Annotated in this window: 18 protein-coding genes; all 18 read left to right on the plus strand. The window is 40.5% G+C overall.

All coding sequences use genetic code 11. The features are described from left to right. Positions 1–39: 39 nt before the first annotated feature. Positions 40–831 (plus strand): isoprenyl transferase, encoded by a 792-nt coding sequence (locus ACQQ2I_RS05165; RefSeq protein WP_431029499.1) that lies wholly within the window; start codon positions 40–42, stop codon positions 829–831. Then, positions 828–1,622 carry a phosphatidate cytidylyltransferase gene (locus ACQQ2I_RS05170; protein ID WP_431029500.1) on the plus strand — a complete coding sequence of 265 codons (795 nt, stop codon included), beginning with the start codon at positions 828–830 and terminating at the stop codon, positions 1,620–1,622. Before ACQQ2I_RS05165 ends, ACQQ2I_RS05170 begins: the two co-directional genes overlap by 4 nt. A 14-nt stretch (positions 1,623–1,636) precedes the next feature. Continuing rightward, positions 1,637–2,782 carry a 1-deoxy-D-xylulose-5-phosphate reductoisomerase gene (gene dxr / locus ACQQ2I_RS05175; RefSeq protein ID WP_431029501.1) on the plus strand — a complete coding sequence of 382 codons (1,146 nt, stop codon included), beginning with the start codon at positions 1,637–1,639 and terminating at the stop codon, positions 2,780–2,782. Between the two features lie 208 nt (positions 2,783–2,990). After that, the gene (gene rseP, locus ACQQ2I_RS05180; protein WP_431029502.1) at positions 2,991–4,265 is read left to right on the plus strand and encodes an RIP metalloprotease RseP; all 1,275 of its coding nucleotides are present in this window, start codon (positions 2,991–2,993) and stop codon (positions 4,263–4,265) included. A gap of 100 nt (positions 4,266–4,365) precedes the next feature. Continuing rightward, entirely contained in the window at positions 4,366–6,075 is a 1,710-nt protein-coding gene (locus ACQQ2I_RS05185; protein ID WP_431029503.1) for a proline--tRNA ligase, read from the plus strand. A gap of 69 nt (positions 6,076–6,144) precedes the next feature. Next, positions 6,145–10,467: a PolC-type DNA polymerase III gene (locus ACQQ2I_RS05190; protein ID WP_431029504.1), complete on the plus strand. Its 4,323-nt coding sequence runs from the start codon at positions 6,145–6,147 to the stop codon at positions 10,465–10,467. 327 nt (positions 10,468–10,794) lie between these two features. Next, positions 10,795–11,280 carry a ribosome maturation factor RimP gene (gene rimP, locus ACQQ2I_RS05195; RefSeq protein WP_391366473.1) on the plus strand — a complete coding sequence of 162 codons (486 nt, stop codon included), beginning with the start codon at positions 10,795–10,797 and terminating at the stop codon, positions 11,278–11,280. 14 nt (positions 11,281–11,294) lie between these two features. Further along, positions 11,295–12,422, plus strand: a complete 1,128-nt coding sequence (gene nusA, locus ACQQ2I_RS05200) for a transcription termination factor NusA (RefSeq protein ID WP_431029505.1) — start codon at positions 11,295–11,297, stop codon at positions 12,420–12,422. A gap of 115 nt (positions 12,423–12,537) precedes the next feature. Beyond that, positions 12,538–12,816, plus strand: a complete 279-nt coding sequence (gene rnpM, locus ACQQ2I_RS05205; RefSeq protein WP_431029506.1) for an RNase P modulator RnpM — start codon at positions 12,538–12,540, stop codon at positions 12,814–12,816. Continuing rightward, positions 12,813–13,121: a YlxQ family RNA-binding protein gene (locus ACQQ2I_RS05210; protein ID WP_391366479.1), complete on the plus strand. Its 309-nt coding sequence runs from the start codon at positions 12,813–12,815 to the stop codon at positions 13,119–13,121. The genes rnpM and ACQQ2I_RS05210 overlap by 4 nt, the downstream gene beginning before the upstream one ends. Before the next feature lie 14 nt (positions 13,122–13,135). Further along, positions 13,136–15,370 carry a translation initiation factor IF-2 gene (infB, locus tag ACQQ2I_RS05215; protein ID WP_431029507.1) on the plus strand — a complete coding sequence of 745 codons (2,235 nt, stop codon included), beginning with the start codon at positions 13,136–13,138 and terminating at the stop codon, positions 15,368–15,370. Next, on the plus strand, positions 15,370–15,648 hold the full coding sequence (locus ACQQ2I_RS05220) for a DUF503 domain-containing protein (protein ID WP_431029508.1): 279 nt from the start codon (positions 15,370–15,372) through the stop codon (positions 15,646–15,648). The genes infB and ACQQ2I_RS05220 overlap by 1 nt, the downstream gene beginning before the upstream one ends. 72 nt (positions 15,649–15,720) lie before the next feature. Beyond that, entirely contained in the window at positions 15,721–16,065 is a 345-nt protein-coding gene (gene rbfA / locus ACQQ2I_RS05225) for a 30S ribosome-binding factor RbfA (RefSeq protein ID WP_431029509.1), read from the plus strand. A gap of 92 nt (positions 16,066–16,157) precedes the next feature. Beyond that, positions 16,158–17,066, plus strand: coding sequence for a tRNA pseudouridine(55) synthase TruB (truB, locus tag ACQQ2I_RS05230; protein WP_431029510.1), 909 nt, complete (start codon positions 16,158–16,160; stop codon positions 17,064–17,066). 9 nt (positions 17,067–17,075) lie between these two features. Next, a complete protein-coding gene (locus ACQQ2I_RS05235) occupies positions 17,076–18,020 on the plus strand; it encodes a bifunctional riboflavin kinase/FAD synthetase (protein WP_431029511.1) in 945 nt (314 codons plus the stop codon). 132 nt (positions 18,021–18,152) lie between these two features. Beyond that, entirely contained in the window at positions 18,153–18,422 is a 270-nt protein-coding gene (gene rpsO, locus ACQQ2I_RS05240; RefSeq protein ID WP_431029512.1) for a 30S ribosomal protein S15, read from the plus strand. A 262-nt stretch (positions 18,423–18,684) separates the two neighbouring features. Beyond that, positions 18,685–20,796, plus strand: coding sequence for a polyribonucleotide nucleotidyltransferase (gene pnp, locus ACQQ2I_RS05245; protein ID WP_431029513.1), 2,112 nt, complete (start codon positions 18,685–18,687; stop codon positions 20,794–20,796). A gap of 214 nt (positions 20,797–21,010) precedes the next feature. Next, the gene (locus ACQQ2I_RS05250) at positions 21,011–22,228 is read left to right on the plus strand and encodes a M16 family metallopeptidase (RefSeq protein ID WP_431029514.1); all 1,218 of its coding nucleotides are present in this window, start codon (positions 21,011–21,013) and stop codon (positions 22,226–22,228) included. Positions 22,229–22,232: the final 4 nt, after the last annotated feature.

Below are 22,232 nucleotides of genomic sequence, written 5' to 3' on the forward strand. Positions count from 1 at the left end.
GACATGCGGTCCTAATGTAAAGCAGTTGGAGGAATTACGATGTTTAACAAGCTATTTGGCAAAAAAATAAATAAGGAAGATAAGATGCATGAGCAAAAGGGCTTAGTTAAGGATGAATGTATCCCTTCACATATTGCGATTATTATGGACGGGAACGGTCGGTGGGCAAAGAAGCGTGCTATGCCCCGTATTAAAGGTCACCATGAAGGTATGAATACAGTGAAAAAAATTGCACGCTATGCGAGCAAATGCGGTGTGAAGGTGCTGACACTTTATGCGTTTTCTACCGAAAATTGGAGAAGACCAAAAACAGAAGTGGAATTTTTAATGAGCTTACCAGGGCAGTTTTTACAATCATTTTTACCAGAACTCATGGAACTAAATATTAAAGTACAAATGATTGGGGATAAAGGTGAATTGCCGATGCACACGCAAAAAGCGTTAGATGCGGCCATGGAAGCTACGCAAGAAAACACAGGCCTTATTTTAAACTTTGCGATGAATTATGGTAGCCGTGATGAAATTGTACGCGCGATGAAAGCCATGATGACAGAAGTACAAGAGGGGAAACTAGTAATTGAGGATATTACGGAAGAACGTGTCACAAACTATTTAATGACAGCACACTTACCAGAACCGGATCTACTCATTCGTACGAGCGGAGAAGTTCGCCTCAGTAATTTTATGCTTTGGCAGCTAGCCTATACAGAATTTTGGTTTACAGATACGCTTTGGCCTGATTTTGACGAGGTCTGCTTCCGGGAAGCCATTGAAGCGTATCAGAACCGAAATCGACGGTATGGCGGGCTGAAAGGAGAAGAAACAAAGTGAAGACAAGAATTATAACTGGAATCGTAGCGGCGGCACTTTTTATCCCGTTTGTTATTTATGGGGAATTGCCGTTTACGGTTTTAGTTTATGCAATAGCAGCTGTAGGTCTATATGAAATACTACGCATGAAAACAATGACGCTATTCTCAGTGCCAGGTATGTTAGGTTTACTAGCCACATTTGCTATGTTAATGCCCACTCACTGGGAACAACAAGTACAAGTATGGACAAGCTATTCAAAATTAGAATTACTATTTATCGCAGCAATTTTACTATTAATTTATTCTGTTTTAATGAAAAATCGTTTTACATTTGATGATGTTGCATTTGTTGTGTTAAGTACGCTATATGTTGGGATTGGCTTCTATTATTTAATTGCCACACGTGAAGCTGGACTAGCGTATATTATTTTTGCGTTGCTCATTGTTTGGACGACCGATTCAGGTGCGTATTTTACGGGGCGTAGCTTTGGGAAAAATAAGCTATGGCCGGAAATTTCGCCAAATAAAACGATTGAAGGATTTGTCGGTGGGATTGTGATTGCCGTGATTGCGGTCATCATTATGCAACTTATTGCGCCGTTTGACGTATCGTGGGTTGCCTTAATACTTGTAGCTATTGTTAGCTCAATCTTTGGGCAAATGGGCGATCTTGTAGAGTCAGCGATTAAACGTCACTATGATGTAAAGGATTCAGGTACGATTTTGCCTGGTCATGGCGGTATTTTAGACCGCTTTGATAGTTTATTATTTGTTTTACCATTGTTAAACTTACTGCATTTTGTTAGTTAATAAAGGAGCATATCATGAAGAAAATTAGTTTGCTTGGTGCAACAGGTTCCATTGGTTTGCAAACGATTGATATTATTTTAGCAAATCAGCAGGAGTTCCAACTTGTTGCTTTTTCATCAGGGAGAAATATTGAAAAAACGCGAGAAATTATACGACAATTAAAGCCAGAAATTGTTTCCGTACAAGAAGAGTCAGATGCATTAGCACTTGTAAAAGAATTTCCTAATGTACAATTTACATGCGGTACGAAAGGGTTAATTGATGTAGCAACACATCCTGAAACGACCGTATTAGTGAATGCTGTGCTTGGGAGTGTAGGCCTAGAATCCACATTAGCGGCTATTCGTATGGGGAAAACAATTGCCATTGCCAATAAAGAAACGCTTGTTACAGCGGGGCACTTAGTGATGGCGGAAGCAAAAAAATATAATGCACCTATTTTGCCGGTAGATAGTGAGCATTCCGCTCTTTATCAATCGATGAATGGTGAGAACCCGAAAGCGATTGAACGATTAATTTTAACGGCTTCAGGTGGCTCGTTCCGCGACAAAACACGTGCGGAGTTAGAAGGTGTAACGGTTAAAGATGCGCTGAATCATCCAAACTGGTCAATGGGGGCAAAAATTACAATTGACTCGGCTACGATGATGAATAAAGGGTTAGAGGTTATTGAGGCACATGTATTATTTGATATGCCATATGACCACATCGATGTATTATTGCACCGAGAAAGCATTATTCATTCGATGGTGGAATACCATGATACGAGTGTAATGGCGCAGCTTGGTACACCGGACATGCGTGTGCCGATTCAATATGCCCTTACGTATCCAGACCGTATTCCATTAGTCGGTGGGAAGCGTTTAAATTTAGCTGAAATTGGAAAGTTACATTTCCAAGAGGTTGATTTTGATCGTTACCGCGCTTTAAAGTTAGCTTATGAAGCAGGGCGTACAGGCGGGACGATGTTAACAGCAATGAATGCTGCTAATGAAGCAGCCGTCGCGTTATTTTTACAAGAAAAAATTACATTCCTACAAATTGAAGAATGTATTGAGCGTGTAATGGATGCACATGACAATATATTGCTGCCAGATTTACAGACGATTTTACACGTCGATAGTGAGACGAGAAAAATGGTACAAAACATGGTAAAATGAAGTGCAACTTCAATCAATGGCAGTTCTTCTCTACGCTGTTGATGGTGAGTTGAACGAATTGGGCTTTTCCGGGCAGTTAATCTTTCTATCTCCAGATTTGTTTTTATGGAGTCTTGTACCTGTTGCTTTACTTTTGGTACAGCTAAATTACTGCCTGTTAGTGCGGGATAAAAGATGCATGTAAATTTGCTCGTGAAGGTGGGATAGTATGCAAACAGTAATTGCATTTATAATCATTTTTGGCGCGCTCGTATTCTTCCATGAGCTCGGTCACTTTATTTTTGCGAAGCGTGCCGGTATTATGGTACGTGAGTTTGCCATTGGGATGGGGCCGAAAATTTTTGGCATGACAAAAGGCGAGACACTGTACACAATTCGTCTGTTACCAATCGGCGGTTATGTACGTATGGCTGGTGACGATTTAGATAGTATTGAATTACAGCCGGGTTATCGTGTGGCCTTAGTGACAAACGAAGACAATGTCGTGCAGAAGATTATTTTAAATCAGAAAAACAATCATCCAAATGTTGTCTTTTTGGAAGTAGAGCGCGCTGATTTAAATAAAGGCTTATGGATTGAAGGATACGATGAGGATGATGACAGTGAGTACCCGCGTATTGTCCGTTATAAAGTAGCTCGAAATGCAGTCATTGCAGAAAATGGCAATGAAACGATGATTGCTCCGTATGATCGTCAGTTTAATTCAAAAACTGTGGGTCAACGTGCAATGGCAATTTTTGCTGGGCCACTTTTTAACTTTATTTTAGCGTTCTTTATTTTTCTAGCGATTGGTTTACTGCAAGGAAAGCCAACATATGAGCCCGTTATTACAGAAGTGACTGATAATGGACCAGCGATGGAAGCGGGCATGCAAGATGGGGATTTAGTCACAGCCATTAACGGTGTTCAAATTACACAGTGGCAGGAATTATCAGCTGCCATTCAAGAAAATCCGGGCAAACCGTTAGCATTTGTGGTAGAGCGTGCAGGGGCACCAGTGCATTTAACAGTAACACCTGATGCTGTGACGGAACAAGGGCAGACGTTTGGGCGCATTGGTGTACTATATCAAACGCCATTTGAATCAGCGCCATTAGAAGCTATTCCGAACGCAGCTGTCAATACGTACGACTTTACAGTACAAATTTTTAAAATGCTTGGTATGCTTGTAACAGGACAGTTTTCTATTGATGATTTATCGGGTCCGGTAGGGATTTATAAATATACAGAATCTGTAGCTGAACACGGTGTATATCAGTTAATGCGCTGGGCTGCGATGCTAAGTATTAACTTAGGGATTATGAATTTATTGCCATTACCAGCTCTTGATGGTGGCCGTTTATTATTCTTTGCTTTTGAAGCGGTACGCGGCAAACCGATTAATCGTGAAAAAGAAGGACTTGTACATTTCGTTGGCATTGTACTATTAATGGTATTAATGGTTGTAGTTACTTGGAACGATATTCAAAAATTCTTCTTTTAAAATAAAAGCTTTGGGCGCATTCTATCATATTTAGTGGCGCTCAAAGCTAAATTTGATTATGCTTATGTTATATTTTTAATTTAAAAGGTGGAGCAACTTTATGAAACAAAGTTTAACTTTCATTCCAACACTTCGTGAAGTACCTTCTGATGCGGAAGTAAAATCGCATCAAGTCCTTCTACGTGCTGGATTCATTCGTCAAAATGCATCAGGTATTTATTCGTACTTACCACTTGCACGCAAAGTATTATCGAAAATTGAGCAAGTCATTCGCGAAGAATTAGAAGCGATTAACGCGCAAGAGCTATTAATGCCAGCGATGCAATCAGCAGAGCTTTGGCAAGAATCAGGGCGCTGGGAAAAATACGGTCCAGAATTAATGCGTTTTAAAGACCGTCATAACCGTGACTTTGCGTTAGGCCCAACACACGAAGAAGTGATTACAACACTTGTACGTGATGAGATTAAATCGTATAAAAAATTACCATTAACGCTTTATCAAATTCAAACGAAATTCCGTGATGAAAAGCGTCCGCGTTTTGGACTGCTGCGTGGTCGCGAGTTTATTATGAAAGATGCCTACTCATTCCATGCGTCTCGTGAAAGCTTAGATGCTACATATGAAGATATGTACCGTGCATACTCTAATATTTTCACGCGCCTTGGCTTAAACTTCCGTGCTGTAATCGCCGATGCAGGTTCAATCGGTGGGAAAGGTACACATGAGTTTATGGTACTTTCTGAGATTGGTGAAGATACAATTGCTTACTCTGATTCTTCAGATTACGCAGCAAATATCGAAATGGCAGAAGTAGTAGTAGATTATAAGCCATCTGATGAAGCAATGCTTGAGCTTGAAAAAGTAGCGACACCAGATGTGAAAACAATTGAAGAAGTTTCAAACTTCTTAAATGTACCTGCCTCAAATTGTATTAAATCTTTAGTATTCAAAATTGATGATGAGTTAGTCGTTGTGCTCGCACGTGGTGATCACGAAATCAATGATATTAAATTAAAAAATGCTTTAGATGCAGGTTCTGTTGAACTAGCAGAAGAAGCAGAGATTCAAGCGCTTTTAGGTTGCACAGTTGGTTCAATTGGGCCTGTCAAGTTACCAGTGAATGTCAAAGTCATTGCGGATAATGCGATTAAATCGATTCGCAATGGTGTGGCAGGGGCAAATGAAGATGGCTTCCACTATGTAAATGTCAACCCAGAGCGTGACTTCGCTATTAATGCTTATGCGGATATTCGCTTTATCCAAGAGGGGGACCTGTCCCCAGATGGACAAGGTGTTATTAAATTTGCTGAAGGTATCGAAGTAGGTCATATTTTCAAACTTGGAACGACGTATTCTGCTAAAATGAATGCATTATACTTAGATGAGCAAGGCAAAACACAACCATTTATTATGGGATGCTACGGTATTGGGGTTTCTCGTATCCTAGCAGCAGTTGCTGAGCAATTCCAAGACGAAAAAGGTTTTGTATGGCCAAAACAATTAGCGCCTTATGATGTACACTTAGTACCAGTGAATACGAAAGATGAGGCACAAGTACAGCTTGCAGATGAATTATATGGCTTATTAAAATCATATCGTTATGGTGTGCTATATGATGACCGTGCAGAGCGTGCGGGTGTGAAATTTGCTGACGCAGACTTAATCGGCTTACCAGTACGTGTAACGGTTGGTAAAAAGGCAGCGGAAGGCTTAGTGGAAGTGAAATTCCGTGCATCAGGTGAAACATTTGAGTGGGCAAAGGAAGAAGTAATTGATCGTCTGAATGAATTCTTCCGTACAAATATATAATTTAAAGAAGGGGGAAGCGTCTAAATTTGTCGCTTTCCTTTCTTTTTCAGGAACAAGGAGGATAAAACGGTGACACAACAAGCTACGGAGCGCTTTTTACTGTTACTTCAGCAGCTTGAATTGACAGAGGATGTGTACATGTCATTTTTTGAGCGTGGAGAATTATCACGCATGACGGTTCATAAAAAAAAGCGCGTTTGGCAATTTGGGATTACACTAGAGCAAATTTTGCCTTATCAAGTGTATCAAGTAATGCGCATGCGAATGGTCGAGAAATTTGCACATATCGCTCAAGTTTCATTGGCTATTGAAACACGTGCACCACAAGTAACGGAACAACTGGTTCATGAATACTGGCTGACAGTAATTGAAGCGATTGATGATATGTCGCCGCCATTACGTCAACAGTTAGCGAAGCAAATCCCTGTTTGGACAGGTAATAAAATTGTTGCGAATGTGGAGCAAGATATTCAGCTTATGCAGTTAAAGGCTAAATATGCAGAGCGCATATCAATGGAATATAGGGCGTTAGGCTTTCCACATATGCCAATAGACTTTCAGTTAGTAGACCCAAGTGAAGAACTGCTTGCGATGCAAGAAGCATTTTATGAGCAACGTAGACAAGAAGAAGAACGACTTTCACAACAGGCACTAGAAGATTTCCAACGCCGTGAAAAAGAAAAAGCGGCCAACCCAGCAGCTGTTGCCCAGGACCGACCGTTTCAGCTGGGCGGCATGATTAAAAATCCAGAAGTGGCAGAAATTCGTTCTGTTGTTGAGGAAGAAAGCTCGATCATTTTAGAAGGCTTTGTTTTCGTAAATGAAATAAAAATTTTAAAGAGTGGTCGTGCATTGCTTGAATTTAAAATGACGGATTATACGGACTCCATGCTCATCAAAATGTTCTCGCGCGGTGATGATGATCTCGCGATGATGGAACAATTGAAAAAAGGAATGTGGGTACGTGTACGTGGCTCGGTTCAATGGGATAATTTTGCGCGTGATATGGTGATGATGGCACGTGATATAAATGAAATTCATAGAGAGTCGCGTAAAGATTTGGCACCTGATGGGGAAAAGCGTGTAGAGCTTCATATGCATACACCGATGAGTCAGATGGATGCTGTAACATCGGTGGATCGTTTAATTGCACAGGCAGCAAAATGGGGGCATTCGGCTATTGCTGTAACCGATCATGCTGTTGTACAGGCATTCCCAGATGCTTATGCCGCAGGAAAAAAGAACGGTATTAAAGTGATTTATGGGCTAGAGGCTAATCTCGTTGATGATGGGGCGCCGATTGCTTACGCTGAACAGCATATTCAACTGGAGGAAGCAACATTTGTCGTATTTGACGTTGAAACAACGGGTTTCTCCAATGTATACGATGCAATTATTGAGCTTGCTGCAGTCAAAATAAAAAATGGTGAAGTGATTGAACGCTTTGAGCGATTTTCCAATCCTCATCGTCCGTTGACAGCTAAAATTATTGAGCTCACGCATATTACAGATGATATGCTTGTTGGTCAACCAGAGATTGAACAAGTCGTGCAAGAGTTTTATGAATTTATTGGCGACGCCATCGTTGTCGCCCATAACGCATCGTTTGACCTTGGCTTTTTATATGTCGCCTATAAAAAAGTTGGAATTGAAGGGGTTCAACATCCCGCAATCGATACAGTTGAACTTTCACGTCTCGTAAATCCAGGGCAAAAAGCGCATAATTTAAAAGCATTAACAAGAAAATACAATATCGAGTTATCGCAGCATCACCGTGCTATTTACGATACAGAAGCAACAGGGGAGTTATTACTGCATCTATTAAAACAAGCGTTTGATATGGGCATTGCTTATCACGATGAATTTAATCAGCATGTAGGCGGAACGGATGGATATAAGCAAGCACGTCCAAGCCATTGTACGATTTTAGCTGTTGATAATGATGGTCTTAAAAATTTATTTAAGCTTGTGTCGATTGCGCACACACAAACTTTTTATCGTGTACCACGCATTCGTCGTTCGGACTTAACGAAGCTACGGCAAGGTTTAATTGTTGGTTCAGGTTGTTCCAATGGTGAGTTATTTGAAACGATTATGAATAAAACACCAGAAGAGGCTGAAAAAGTAGCGAAGTTTTATGATTATATTGAAGTACAGCCTAAGCCGGTTTATTCACCATTAATTGACGGTGGTGTCGTGCATGATGAGTGGAATTTAGAAGATATTATTCGTCGTCTCGTCAAGCTTGGGAAGAAGCTAGATATACCCGTTTGTGCAACAGGCAATGTGCATTACTTAGATGAGACAGATTATAAATTCCGTCAAATTTTAATTGGTTCTATGGGTGGGGCAAATCCACTAAACCGTAATCCCTTGCCAAAGGTACATTTCCGCACAACAGATGAAATGCTCAAGGAATTTGATTTTTTAGGACCAGAATTAGCGAAAGAAGTTGTTGTAACAAATACGCAAAAAGTAGCGGCCATGGTCGGTGATGTTAAACCGATTAAAGATGATTTATATACACCGAAAATTGAAGGTTCAGATGAAGAGGTTACCAATTTAACGTATGAAATGGCGCATCTTATTTATGGTGAGGAGCTACCGGAAATTGTACAGGCTCGTATAGAAAAGGAATTAAAGTCGATTTTAGGGCACGGATTCGGGGTTATTTACTTAATCTCTGCCAAGCTCGTAAAAAAATCACTAGCGGATGGCTACTTAGTTGGTTCCCGTGGTTCGGTAGGGTCATCGCTCGTTGCGACATTTATGGAAATTACCGAAGTAAATCCATTACCACCGCATTATGTGTGCCCGAACTGTAAGCATTCTGAGTTTATCGCAGATGGTTCCGTTGCGTCAGGCTACGATTTACCGAACAAAGATTGTGTCAACTGTGGCAGTGCCTACAAAAAAGATGGACAAGACATTCCGTTTGAAACGTTCCTTGGATTTAAAGGAGATAAGGTACCGGATATCGATTTGAATTTCTCCGGTGAATATCAGCCAAATGCTCATAATTATACGAAAGTATTGTTCGGTGAGGACTATGTTTATCGTGCAGGGACGATTGGTACGGTTGCAGAAAAAACCGCATATGGGTATGTAAAAGGGTACGCCAATGATCACAATATGACCTTTAGAAATGCGGAAGTAGACCGGCTTGTACAAGGGTGTACAGGTGTTAAACGTACAACAGGCCAGCACCCGGGTGGGATTATTGTAATTCCTGATTATATGGAGGTATATGATTTTACACCGGTGCAATATCCCGCGGATGCACAAGACGCAGAATGGAAAACGACGCATTTTGACTTCCATTCTATCCACGATAACGTATTAAAATTAGATATTCTTGGACACGATGATCCGACAGTGATTCGTATGTTACAAGATCTATCAGGGATTGATCCGAAAACGATTCCGACAGATGATCCAGAAGTCATGAAAATATTTAGCTCTCCGGAGTCGCTAGGTGTAACGGCGGAACAAATCGGTACAAAAACAGGGACGCTTGGTATTCCTGAGTTTGGTACAAAGTTTGTGCGTCAAATGCTTGAAGATACGAAGCCATCTACATTTAGTGAACTTGTTCAAATTTCAGGACTATCCCACGGTACAGACGTATGGCTGGGGAATGCCCAAGAGCTGATTCATAATGGTATATGCGTCTTATCTGAAGTAATCGGCTGTCGTGACGACATTATGGTGTATTTAATATACCAAGGGCTTGAACCATCCTTTGCGTTCAAAATTATGGAGTCGGTACGTAAAGGAAAAGGCTTGACAGAAGAAATGGAAGCTGAAATGAAGGATAAAAAAGTGCCGGATTGGTATATCGATTCTTGTAAAAAAATTAAATACATGTTCCCTAAGGCGCACGCTGCCGCGTATGTATTAATGGCAGTGCGTATTGCGTGGTTTAAAGTACATTATCCGATTCTGTATTACGCGGCTTACTTTACAGTGCGTGCGGATGATTTTGATTTGATTGCGATGACACAAGGTTCAGCAATGATCCGCCAAAAAATTGATGAAATTGCGATTAAAGGATTGGATGCATCGACAAAAGAGAAAAACTTAATGACTGTGCTTGAGATTGCGTTAGAAATGAGTGAGCGCGGGATAAGTATGCAAAAGCCAGATTTATATCGTTCGGAAGCGAGTGAATTTATTATCGAGGGGAATACGCTTATTCCGCCATTTGATGCGATTCCAGGTCTAGGCACAAACGTAGCGAAGCAAATTGTTGCAGCACGTGCAGAAGGTGAGTTTTTATCAAAAGAAGACTTGCAGCGCCGTGGACGTGTATCTAAAACGTTAATTGAGTATATGGATCAACTGGGTTGTTTGGAAGGGATGCCAGACGCAAACCAATTATCGCTATTCTAAGCAGAGAAATCCTATTTAAAGCATGTTCGTTTGCATTACGTTATGAGGTATGTTATTCTAATGGTAATAATTTGTTGATAGCATTGCAGCAAAAGAGTGGGTTTCTCCCGCTCTTTTCTATTGTTTATGCCTACATACAAGTTTTTTACGCATAAACAACAGCTGTTGAGACCTCAAATTTCACCACTTGCTGGTGGAATTTGTGTTTTATTAGCGGATACTCCCGTATAAAAGTAGACAAATATCCGTATAAAAAGAATATTATCGCGTCCTAAATGGACCAACTGTGTTTTACGGATGAAAAAAACGTGACGTAAGGAGGATACGATGAGCAAAGTTACGTCAATTATTGAAGAACTGGTAACACCGATTACAACAGAGTTAAACTTAGAACTTGTAGATGTCGAGTTCGTGAAGGAAGGTCGCAACTGGTTTTTACGTGTCTATGTTGATACACCAGAAGGTGGAATTGATATTGACCAATGTGCATTAGTAAGTGAACGTTTAAGCTTAATATTAGATGAAAAAGATCCAATTGAGCAAAACTATTACTTAGAAGTGTCTTCGCCTGGTGCTGAGCGTCCACTGAAAAAAGAATCCGACTTCGAAAAAGCAGTCGGCAAATATATTTATGTGAAAACGTATGAGCCAATCAAGGACATGAAAGAATTCGAAGGATACTTAATGGCATATAATGGTGAAGATTTATCGATGACCGTTCGTATTAAAACACGTAAAGTAAATGTAGAAATTCCAAAAGAAAAAGTCGCACAAGCTCGTTATGCGATTGATTTTTCAGATAAGCAAATTTAGGAGTGAAAATAAAAATGAATAGTGAGTTACTAGATGCTTTAACGGCACTGGAAGAGCAGAAGGGCATTTCAAGAGAGGTACTAATTGAGGCAATTGAGGCAGCATTAGTAACTGCTTATAAGCGTAACTTTAACCAAGCACAAAATGTACGCGTTGATCTGAACTTAAATACAGGTTCAATGGTCGTTTACTCTCGCAAAGATGTTGTAGAAGAGGTAGAGGATGATCGTCTGCAAATTTCATTGGAAGATGCCAAGGCAATTAATCCTGTATATGAAGTAGGCGATGTGTTAGAGCAAGAAGTGACACCGCGTAACTTTGGGCGTATTGCGGCACAAACAGCGAAGCAAGTTGTCACACAACGTGTACGCGAAGCAGAGCGTGGTCGCATCTACGAAGAATACGTAGATTCAGTAGATGACATTGTCGTTGGTACAATTGAACGTCAAGATCAGCGTAATATTTATGTGTCACTTGGTAAAGTAGAGGCAGCTTTACCAACGAATGAACAAATTCAAGGTGAAGTATATAAGCCGCAAAGTCGCCTTCGTATGTATATCACAAAAGTAGAACGTACGACAAAAGGTCCTCAGATTATCGTTTCTCGTACACACCCAGGCTTATTACGTCGCTTATTCGAAATGGAAGTTCCTGAAATTTACGATGGTACAGTAGAAATTAAGTCAATCGCTCGTGAAGCCGGTGATCGCTCAAAGATTTCTGTTTACGCTCATAATGAGGAAGTAGACCCAGTCGGCTCATGTGTAGGAGCAAAGGGAGCGCGCGTACAAACAATTGTAAACGAATTAAACGGAGAGAAAATTGACATCGTAGAATGGTCAGAAGATCCAGTAGTATTCGTAGCAAATGCGTTAAGTCCATCAAAGGTACTTGATGTTCAAGTGAACGAAGAAGAAAAATCCACAACGGTTGTTGTGCCAGATTATCAACTGTCACTTGCTATTGGTAAACGTGGTCAAAACGCACGCCTTGCAGCAAAATTAACAGGGTGGAAAATTGATATTAAGAGTGAAACAGAAGCGCGCGAATTAGGGATTTATCCTAACGAAGCAAGCACATTTGTTCCGCAATTAGATGACGAAGAACTTGAGTACGATTTATATGCGGATGACGAAGAATAGTGAGTAAATAACGATAGCGCTGTGCTAGTGTAGATATTAGATCTTGAACATACACGACTATCATAAAAATTCGACAGCATATTAATAAGTTGTTACTTTAGTGAGGTGAATTCTGATGACGACGAATAGGAAGATTCCTTTACGCAAATGTATCGCAACAGGCGAAATGCTTCCAAAAAAAGCGATGATTCGTGTTGTTCGTTCCAAAGAGGGTGAAGTATCCGTCGATGTAACAGGTAAAAAATCTGGTCGCGGTGCTTACGTATCAAAATCAGAGGAAGCAGTAAATTTAGCGCGTAAAAAAAATATTTTAGAACGTCAATTAGAAGCGAAAATTCCTGATGAAATTTATGAGCAACTCATCACGCTAATTCGCAGGGAGTCGATTTTATGACCAACCAAGCGATTCTGCAACTGTTAGGGTTAGCAGCAAGAGCGCGTAAAGTAATTTCTGGTGAAGAATTAGTCATTAAAGAAATTCGTAGTGGCAATGCCAAAATCGTGCTCTTAGCATCTGATGCATCAGCGAATACTAGTAAAAAATTGACGGATAAGTGTACGTATTACAATGTTGAGTTACATGTGTTTGGCGATCGTTATGATCTCGGACATGCTACAGGAAAAGAAGCTCGTGTCGCGTTAGCGATTACAGATAGCGGGTTTGCAAAGAAAATGTCTAGTCTACTCAACGAAAAATAATCGGGGGTGAGCAGATGAGCAAAGTAAGAGTTCATGAATATGCGAAAAAGGTAAATAAAACGAGTAAAGAAGTAATTGAACAGCTAGGAAAGCTTGACATGCCTGTGAAAAATCATATGGCTGTATTAGAAGCTGATACTGTTTCAAAACTTGATGCAGTCTTTAAGCAAACAGTAGAACGAATAAAAGCAACTCCTTCTAAACAACCTGTAAAAGAGCAGGTGAATAAACAAAACACGCGTTCACAAGCGTCACAACAACCAAAAGCAGTAAAGCAACAACCTTCTCAAGCAAGTCAATCATCGTCTACGGGCGAAAAACAAAAGAATAAAGGTAGCCAAAATAGAAATATGACACAAAATAATAATCAAAATCATAACAATCGTAATAAAGGTGGCAATCAACAACGCCGTAAGCCAGGAATCCATGGTGGGAAGCGTCGTACACATAAGCCACAACAGCCGGTGCAAGTAGTACAAAAAGAATTACCAGAAAAAATTACATTCTATGAAAGTCTAACAGTAGCGGAGTTAGCGAAAAAATTACACCGTGAACCATCTGAATTAATCAAAAAGTTATTCATGCTAGGTGTAATGGCCACAATTAACCAAGAGCTAGATAAAGATGCCATTGAGTTAATTTGTGCAGACTATGGTGTAGAAGTAGAAGAAGAAGTACGTGTAGATATTACCGATTTAGAAACGCACTTCGAACAAGTAACTGAAATGGATGAAGCATTATTAGAAGAGCGTCCACCAGTTGTAACGATTATGGGTCACGTAGACCATGGTAAAACAACATTACTTGATTCGATTCGTAATACAAAAGTAACTGCTGGAGAAGCAGGTGGTATTACACAACATATCGGTGCTTACCAAGTAGAAGTACAAGATAAGAAAATTTCATTCTTAGATACACCTGGTCACGCTGCGTTTACAACGATGCGTGCACGTGGTGCCAAAGTAACGGATTTAGCGATTATTGTAGTAGCAGCAGATGATGGTGTGATGCCTCAAACAGTGGAAGCGATTAACCACGCAAAAGCGGCAGAAGTGCCAATTATCGTTGCGGTAAACAAAATGGATAAACCTTCAGCAAACCCAGACCGTGTTATGCAAGAATTAACAGAGCATGCTTTAGTGCCGGAAGACTGGGGTGGCGACACAATTTTCGTACCAATCTCTGCATTAAAAGGAGAAGGTATTGAGCAATTGTTAGAAATGATTTTATTAGTTTCTGAAGTAGCAGAACTAAAAGCAAATCCAAACCGCTCAGCAATCGGTACAGTTATTGAAGCGCAATTGGATAAAGGTCGCGGTTCTGTGGCAACATTATTAGTACAAGACGGGACATTACGTGTTGGTGATCCAATCGTAGTAGGTCATGCTTACGGTCGCGTTCGTGCGATGGTTAATGACATGGGTCGCCGCGTAAAAGAGGCGGGTCCATCTACACCAGTTGAAATTACAGGTCTGAACGATGTACCACAAGCAGGTGACCGTTTTGTAGTGTTCGAAGATGAGAAAACAGCTCGTCAAGTAGGTGAATCTCGCGCGATGACAGCAATCCAAGCACAGCGTTCTGAAAAGCAACGCGTAACGCTGGATAACTTATTCGAACAAATGAGCCAAGGTGACGTAAAAGAATTAAACTTAATCGTTAAAGCAGACGTACAAGGTACAGTAGAAGCGATGGCTGCATCATTAATGAAAATTGATGTAGAAGGCGTAAACGTGAAAATTATTCACACGGGTGCAGGTGCGATTACAGAATCGGATATTACACTTGCCGCAGCTTCAAACGCTATCGTGATTGGTTTCAATGTTCGTCCTGATGTAAATGCAAAACGTGCAGCAGAAGCTGAAGGAGTAGACATTCGTTTACATCGCATTATTTACAAAGTAATCGAAGAAATCGAAGCAGCGATGAAAGGTATGTTAGACCCTGAATATGAAGAAAAAATTGTTGGTCAAGCAGAAGTTCGTCAAACAATCAAAGTATCAAAAGTAGGTACAATTGCTGGTTCTTATGTAATAGAAGGTAAAATTGTGCGTGATGCAGGTGTACGTATTATCCGCGAAGGTATCGTTGTATTTGAAGGTGAGCTAGACTCATTAAAACGCTTCAAAGATGATGCAAAAGAAGTGGCAAGAGGTTACGAATGTGGTATCACAATTAAAAACTATAACGACATTAAAGAGGGCGACATTATTGAAGCCTTCATTATGGAAGAAATTAAACGCGTCTAATGATTGTCTACGCAGAAGTTGAATTCATTATTCACACTGCCCATTCGTTAAAGGAAAAGCGTGCCGTTTTGCAACGTATGACGATGCGTACGAAGCAAAAATTTAATGTATCTGTTGCGGAAATTGATCATCAAGATGTTTGGCAACGTACACGCCTTGCGATTGTGACAGTTGCTTCTTCCAAAGAGGCGGCTGATCGTGAGATGGACCATGCATTGCATTATTTGGAGTCAAATCCACAATGGGAAATGCTTGATCGTTGGCGTGAATACTTATAAAGCAATGGGTTCATACCATGTGTAAGATGTGGTGTGAACCCTCATGAGATATAGATAAAGGTGGTGACACGTATGTCTCTACGTTCTAACCGCGTAGCTGAGCAAATGAAAAAAGAGCTTGGTGAGATTATTGGTCGTAAAATTAAAGACCCTCGCGTAGGTTTTGTAACAGTAACAGACGTTGATGTAACAGGAGACTTACAACAAGCAACGGTGTATATTACTTCATTAGGAAATGAACGTGAGCGTGCAGAAACGTTAAAAGCATTAGAAAAAGCATCAGGCTTTATTCGCTCAGAAATCGGTTCTCGTATTCGTTTACGTCGTACACCAGAAATTTCCTTCACATTTGATGCTTCAATTGAGTACGGTAACAAGATCGATGAATTGTTACGTTCTCTACATCAAGAGAAGTAAGATCGTATTTGCTTTAGCGCAAAGCATCAACTATTAAAAGCCTGTCGCAATATTGCGCAGGCTTTTTTATTAACTGCAAAAGGAGCCGAAAGATGAACGGGATTTTACCTTTATGGAAAGAGCGCGGCATGACAAGTCATGATTGCGTATTTAAGTTGCGGAAAATTTTAAAAACAAAAAAAGTCGGACATACCGGGACGCTTGACCCAGGTGTGGAAGGGGTTTTACCAATTTGTATCGGTCAAGCAACACGTATCGCAGAATATTTAACGGATGCTGGGAAAACATATGAAGCTATCATATCTATTGGTCGCACCACAACAACGGAAGATGCAGAAGGAGAAACAGTCGAACAAGATACGGCCTATAAATCTTTCACACGTGCGCAAATTTTGCAAGCACTTCAAACATTAACAGGCGACATTCAGCAAACACCACCTATGTTTTCAGCTGTCAAAGTAAATGGTAAAAAGCTATATGAATATGCACGCGCTGGTCAAACCGTTGAACGTCCAACACGCCAAGTAACGATTTATACATTAGAATTGTTAAGTGAAGGCGAAATCTTTGAAGGAGAAGAAGTGCGGTTTGCTATTCGAATTCAATGTAGTAAAGGCACATATATCCGTACACTGGCTGTTCAAATTGGTGAGGCGCTAGGGTATCCGGCACATATGCATGAACTCGTTCGTACTTCATCTGGAACATTTACGAAAGAACATTGTCTCACGCTTGCTGAAGTAGCAGCAAAGATGGAACTAGACGATCAAAGCTTCATTTTACCTGTTGAATATGCACTGAGTGATTACCCATATGTTGAAATCGACAATTCCAATCGTAAACAAATTTTTAATGGACAAGTCCTACCAATTCATCCATTATTAAAAGTAAATGAAAAAATTGTGTTTGGGGTTGAAGGGAAGGCATTCGCGGTGTATATCAAGCATCCGACAAAGGACGGTCAAATGAAACCAGACAAAATGTTCCCTGAAATCGAGTAGGAGGAAATTATGGACGTTATTCATTTAAAATATCCACATCAACTGAAAGCAACAGAAGGGCCGTACTCGTTAGCCGTTGGTTTTTTTGATGGTGTACATCGTGGACATCAAGTAGTCATTCAGTCTGCTATTGATACGGCAAAAGAAAAAGGATTAAAAAGCGCAGTCATGACGTTTGATCCACATCCATCAATCGTATTAGGTGGACGCAATGAAAAAGTATTTTATATTACGCCTCTTCAGCAAAAGCTTGATACATTAAGTAAATTGGCGATTGATACTGTATTTGTTGTCAATTTTACATCTGATTTTGCGAAGCTTTCACCAGAAGATTTCATCCAATATTTTATTCGTGATTTAAATGTAAAACATGTAACAGCTGGATTTGATTTTTCATTTGGTGCGTTTGGGAAAGGGAATATGAAGCTGATGCGCGAAATAGGCGGTCATGATTTCGACGTAACGATTGTTGAGAAGTGTGCGGATACAACGGAAAAAATTAGTTCTACGCGTATTCGTAGAGCGTTGCAAGAAGGCAATATGGAAGAAGCGCGTATGTTACTTGGACGTGCCTTTGAAGTGCCAGGCATTGTTGTACATGGTGATAAGCGCGGGCGTACACTTGGGTTTCCAACAGCCAATGTGCAGCATATGGAAGGTTGCTTTATTCCAGCGACAGGGGTATATGCAGTCAAAATTTTAGTGCAAAATGAATGGCTAGATGGGGTGTGTAATGTTGGCTATAAACCAACATTTAAAGATCCAAATAACAAACAATTAACAATCGAAGTACATATTTTCAACTTCGACAAAAACATTTACGGTGAAGAGGTAATCGTTGGTTGGTATCACCGTATTCGTAGTGAACAAAAATTTAATGGCATTGAAGCGCTTGTTGCTCAAATTGAAAAAGATAAACAAGCTGCCGTGGATTATTTAAATAAGCAAGCATAATAGTTGCTTGGCTATACAAAATATGTTAAGATGCATTAGTACGAAAAGCGTACGAACCTTAGCTCGGCTTTCCGATTCTCCGACGATTGCTGTGCTAGTGGGGATATTTTAATATTTAGGAGGTCCATTCACATGGCAATTACAAAAGAACGCAAAAACGAAATCATCGCTGAGTACCGCACTCATGAGGGCGACACTGGTTCTCCAGAAGTACAAATCGCTGTATTAACTGCAGAAATCAACGCATTAAACACTCACTTACGTACTCATAAAAAAGACTTCCACTCTGAGCGTGGTCTTTTAAAAATGGTAGGTCGTCGTCGTCACTTATTAAAATATTTACGTGAAACTGACGTACAACGTTACCGTGAATTAATCAACAAACTTGGATTACGTCGCTAATCTATTCGAAAGGCTTCAGCGTGCTCATTTAGCTCTGAAATGAGTAAATTGTGAGCACGTGACAGCTAGACATGACAAAAAGCGGGAATTTTCCCGCTTTTTCTTTATGTTTTAGTGATATAATCGTCTCCTAAATTGTCAACATTAAAATTCAAGTAATTTATTGAAAATATTTAGCATAGAGAAAGCTTTTTTGATACACTAACTATGGTACATAATAAAAGTAACGTAGTGTGTTTCAAAGTAGAAAGGGGTTCATTAGATGAACGACAAAAAAGTCTATTCATACGAATGGGCTGGCCGTCCTTTAGTAATAGAAGTAGGACAGTTAGCAAAACAAGCAAATGGCGCCGCTTTAGTGCGCTATGGTGAAACAGCAGTACTGGCTACTGCAACGATGTCAAAATCACCAAAGCCATTAGATTTCTTCCCACTAACAGTGAATTATGAAGAGCGTCTATATGCAGCAGGAAAAATTCCAGGTGGCTTCATTAAACGTGAAGGGCGTCCTTCTGAGCAAGCGGTATTAACAAGTCGTTTAATCGACCGTCCAATCCGACCAATGTTCCCAGATGGCTTCCGTAACGAAGTACAAGTTATTTCAATGGTTATGTCGAATGACCAAGATTGCCCATCTGATGTGGCGGCAATGTTTGGTTCATCTTTAGCTATTGCTGTTTCTGATATTCCATTTGACGGCCCAATTGCGGGTGTACATGTTGGTTATATTGATGGTGAGTTCGTTGTCAATCCAACGGTGGAGCAAGCGGCACAAAGTACAATCCACCTTACAGTAGCGGGGAATAAAGATGCAATCAACATGGTAGAGGCAGGCGCACTAGAAGTACCTGAAGAAATCATGCTTGAGGCAATTATGTTCGGTCACGAAGAAATTAAAAAATTAATTGCTTTCCAAGAACAAATTGTAGCTGAGGTTGGAAAAGAAAAACGACCAGTTGAACTATATGAGCTAAATGAAGAATTAACTGCCAAAATTAAAGAAGCTTGCGAAGCAGATTTGAACGCTGCCATTCAAACGGTAGATAAGCAAGAGCGTGAAGAAAACATCACTGCGGTAAAACAACGCATTATTGAGGCGTATGAGGCAGAAGAAGTAGACGAAGAAACATTAAAGCAAGTAAAAATGATTTTAGATAAGATGGTGAAAGATGAAGTTCGCCGTTTAATTACAGAAGAAAAAATCCGTCCAGATGGTCGTAAACAAGACGAAATCCGTCCGTTATCATCTGAAGTTGGGTTATTACCACGTACACATGGTTCGGGTCTTTTCACACGTGGTCAAACACAAGCGCTATCCATTTGTACATTAGGTGCTTTAGGCGATGTACAAATTATTGATGGTCTTGGTGTAGAAGAGTCAAAACGTTGGATGCACCACTACAATTTCCCGCAATTCTCAGTAGGGGAAACAGGTCCAATGCGTGGTCCTGGTCGTCGTGAAATTGGTCACGGTGCTCTTGGTGAGCGTGCATTACTTGCGGTTATTCCAGATGAAAAAGATTTCCCATATGCAATCCGTTGTGTATCGGAAGTACTTGAATCAAATGGTTCAACATCACAGGCTTCCATTTGTGCAAGTACGATGGCGATGATGGATGCAGGTGTACCGCTAAAAGCGCCAGTAGCAGGTATTGCGATGGGGCTTGTGAAAAAAGGCGAGCACTACACAGTATTAACGGATATTCAAGGAATGGAAGACCACCTTGGTGATATGGACTTTAAAGTAGCGGGTACAGCGAAAGGTGTAACAGCACTTCAAATGGACATTAAAATTGATGGACTGTCACGCAATATTTTAGAAGAAGCGTTAACACAAGCAAAAATTGGTCGTATGCAAATTTTAGAGCATATGATGGAAACAATTAATCAGCCACGTGAACAGCTTTCTAAATACGCACCAAAAATTGTGATGATTCACATTAATCCAGATAAAATCCGTGATGTCATCGGACCTGGTGGTAAACAAATCAACAAAATCATTGAAGAGACAGGCGTTAAAATTGATACAGAACAAGACGGTACAATTTACATCTCTTCAGCAGACGAAGCGATGAATCAACGCGCGAAAGAGATCATTGAATCGATTGTACGTGAAGCTAAAGTAGGCGAGTACTACATGGCTACAGTGAAACGTATCGAAAAATTTGGTGCATTCTGTGAAATCTTCCCAGGTAAAGATGGTTTACTACACATTTCAGAAATTCAAGAGGAACGTACGAAACAAGTAGAAGACGTATTAAAACTGGGCGATCAGTTACTTGTAAAATGTATCGAAATCGATGCGCAAGGTCGTGTAAACTTATCGCGTAAAGTGGTTATCAAGGAAGAAAAAGAACGCGCTGAACAAGCGTAATAGAGAAAAGAGAGGGTGTACTTCGGTGCAGCCTCTTTTTAAAAAGATAAGAAAGTATAACTTTTTTCAAATTGAAAGCATGTCTAGCGCAAGCGGACCAGCCCCTCGTGACGTTTCGAAAGTCTCTTCGTGTGCAAGCACACTGTGAGCCTATCTCCAACGCATGTCGGGGCTAGAGTAGGCGCTTGCGCTTTTCTTAATAAGAGAGGGAAATATGATATCGGTAACTTCATGTAAAAATGGTGTAAAAATTGTATCGGAGCAAATCGACCATGTTCGTTCATTATCTGTTGGGGTTTGGGTGAATGCAGGCTCTCGTTATGAGCGTCCAGAAGAGAATGGCATTACACATTTTATTGAACATATGCTGTTTAAAGGGACAACAACGCGCTCTGCTCGTCAAATTGCAGAAGAATTCGACCGCATTGGTGGGGAAGTAAATGCGTTTACGTCCAAAGAGCATACATGTTATTATGCGAAAGTCCTAGATCACCACGGTGAACTAGCGGTTACGATTTTAGCGGATATGTTTTTTAATTCAGCATTTCTTCCGGAAGAAATTGAACGTGAGCGACAAGTAGTGCTCGAAGAAATTTATATGAGTGAAGATGCACCGGATGATGATGTGCATGAAATTCTTTGGGGCGTAATGTATCCAGATGATGCACTTGGTCGACCGATTTTAGGGACAGCACAGACATTGGCAACATTTGATGCACAGATGATACGAAATTATATGGCTAAGCATTACATACCACAAAACATCGTCATTTCTGTAGCAGGTAATATTGCAGAAGGCTTACTTGCAACAATTGAGGAGTTATTTGGCTCGTTTGAAGCATCACCTGTAGCAGAAGAAGCGATGTTAACGCACCCGATGTTTCATGCGGGAGAGGTTGTCAAAACGCGTGATACAGAACAAGCGCATATTGCGATTTCCTTCCCTGCAATTGGGGTGAAAAACCCGAATATGTATAGCTTTATTGCGCTAAATAATATTATTGGGGGCAATATGAGCTCGCGTCTTTTCCAAGAAGTGCGTGAAGAGCGTGGCCTAGCATACTCGGTATTTAGCTATCAATCCAGCTACGCCGATGTTGGAGCGTTTACCATTTATGCCAGTACATCTAAGCAAAACTTAGACGCCTTGCAACATCAAATTGATAAAACATTATTTGATGTTGTCATAGGTGGTGTGACGGAAGAGGAATTAGAAAATGCGAAAGAGCAGCTAAAAGGGAGCTTCGTACTCGGCTTAGAAGGGACAGAAGCACATATGAATCGCAACGGTATGAACGAGCTTGTACACGGGCAGCACCGGTCTGTTGATGACATATTAGCTCGTATCGAGGCCATTTCAATGGAATCGGTGGATGAGCTGATTGAGCATATTTTAAAAGAAGAGCCAGCCATTGCGATTATTGGGCCGTAATAAG

It is taken from the genome of Lysinibacillus sp. LZ02, assembly GCF_050613145.1.
Taxonomy (GTDB): domain Bacteria; phylum Bacillota; class Bacilli; order Bacillales_A; family Planococcaceae; genus Lysinibacillus_B.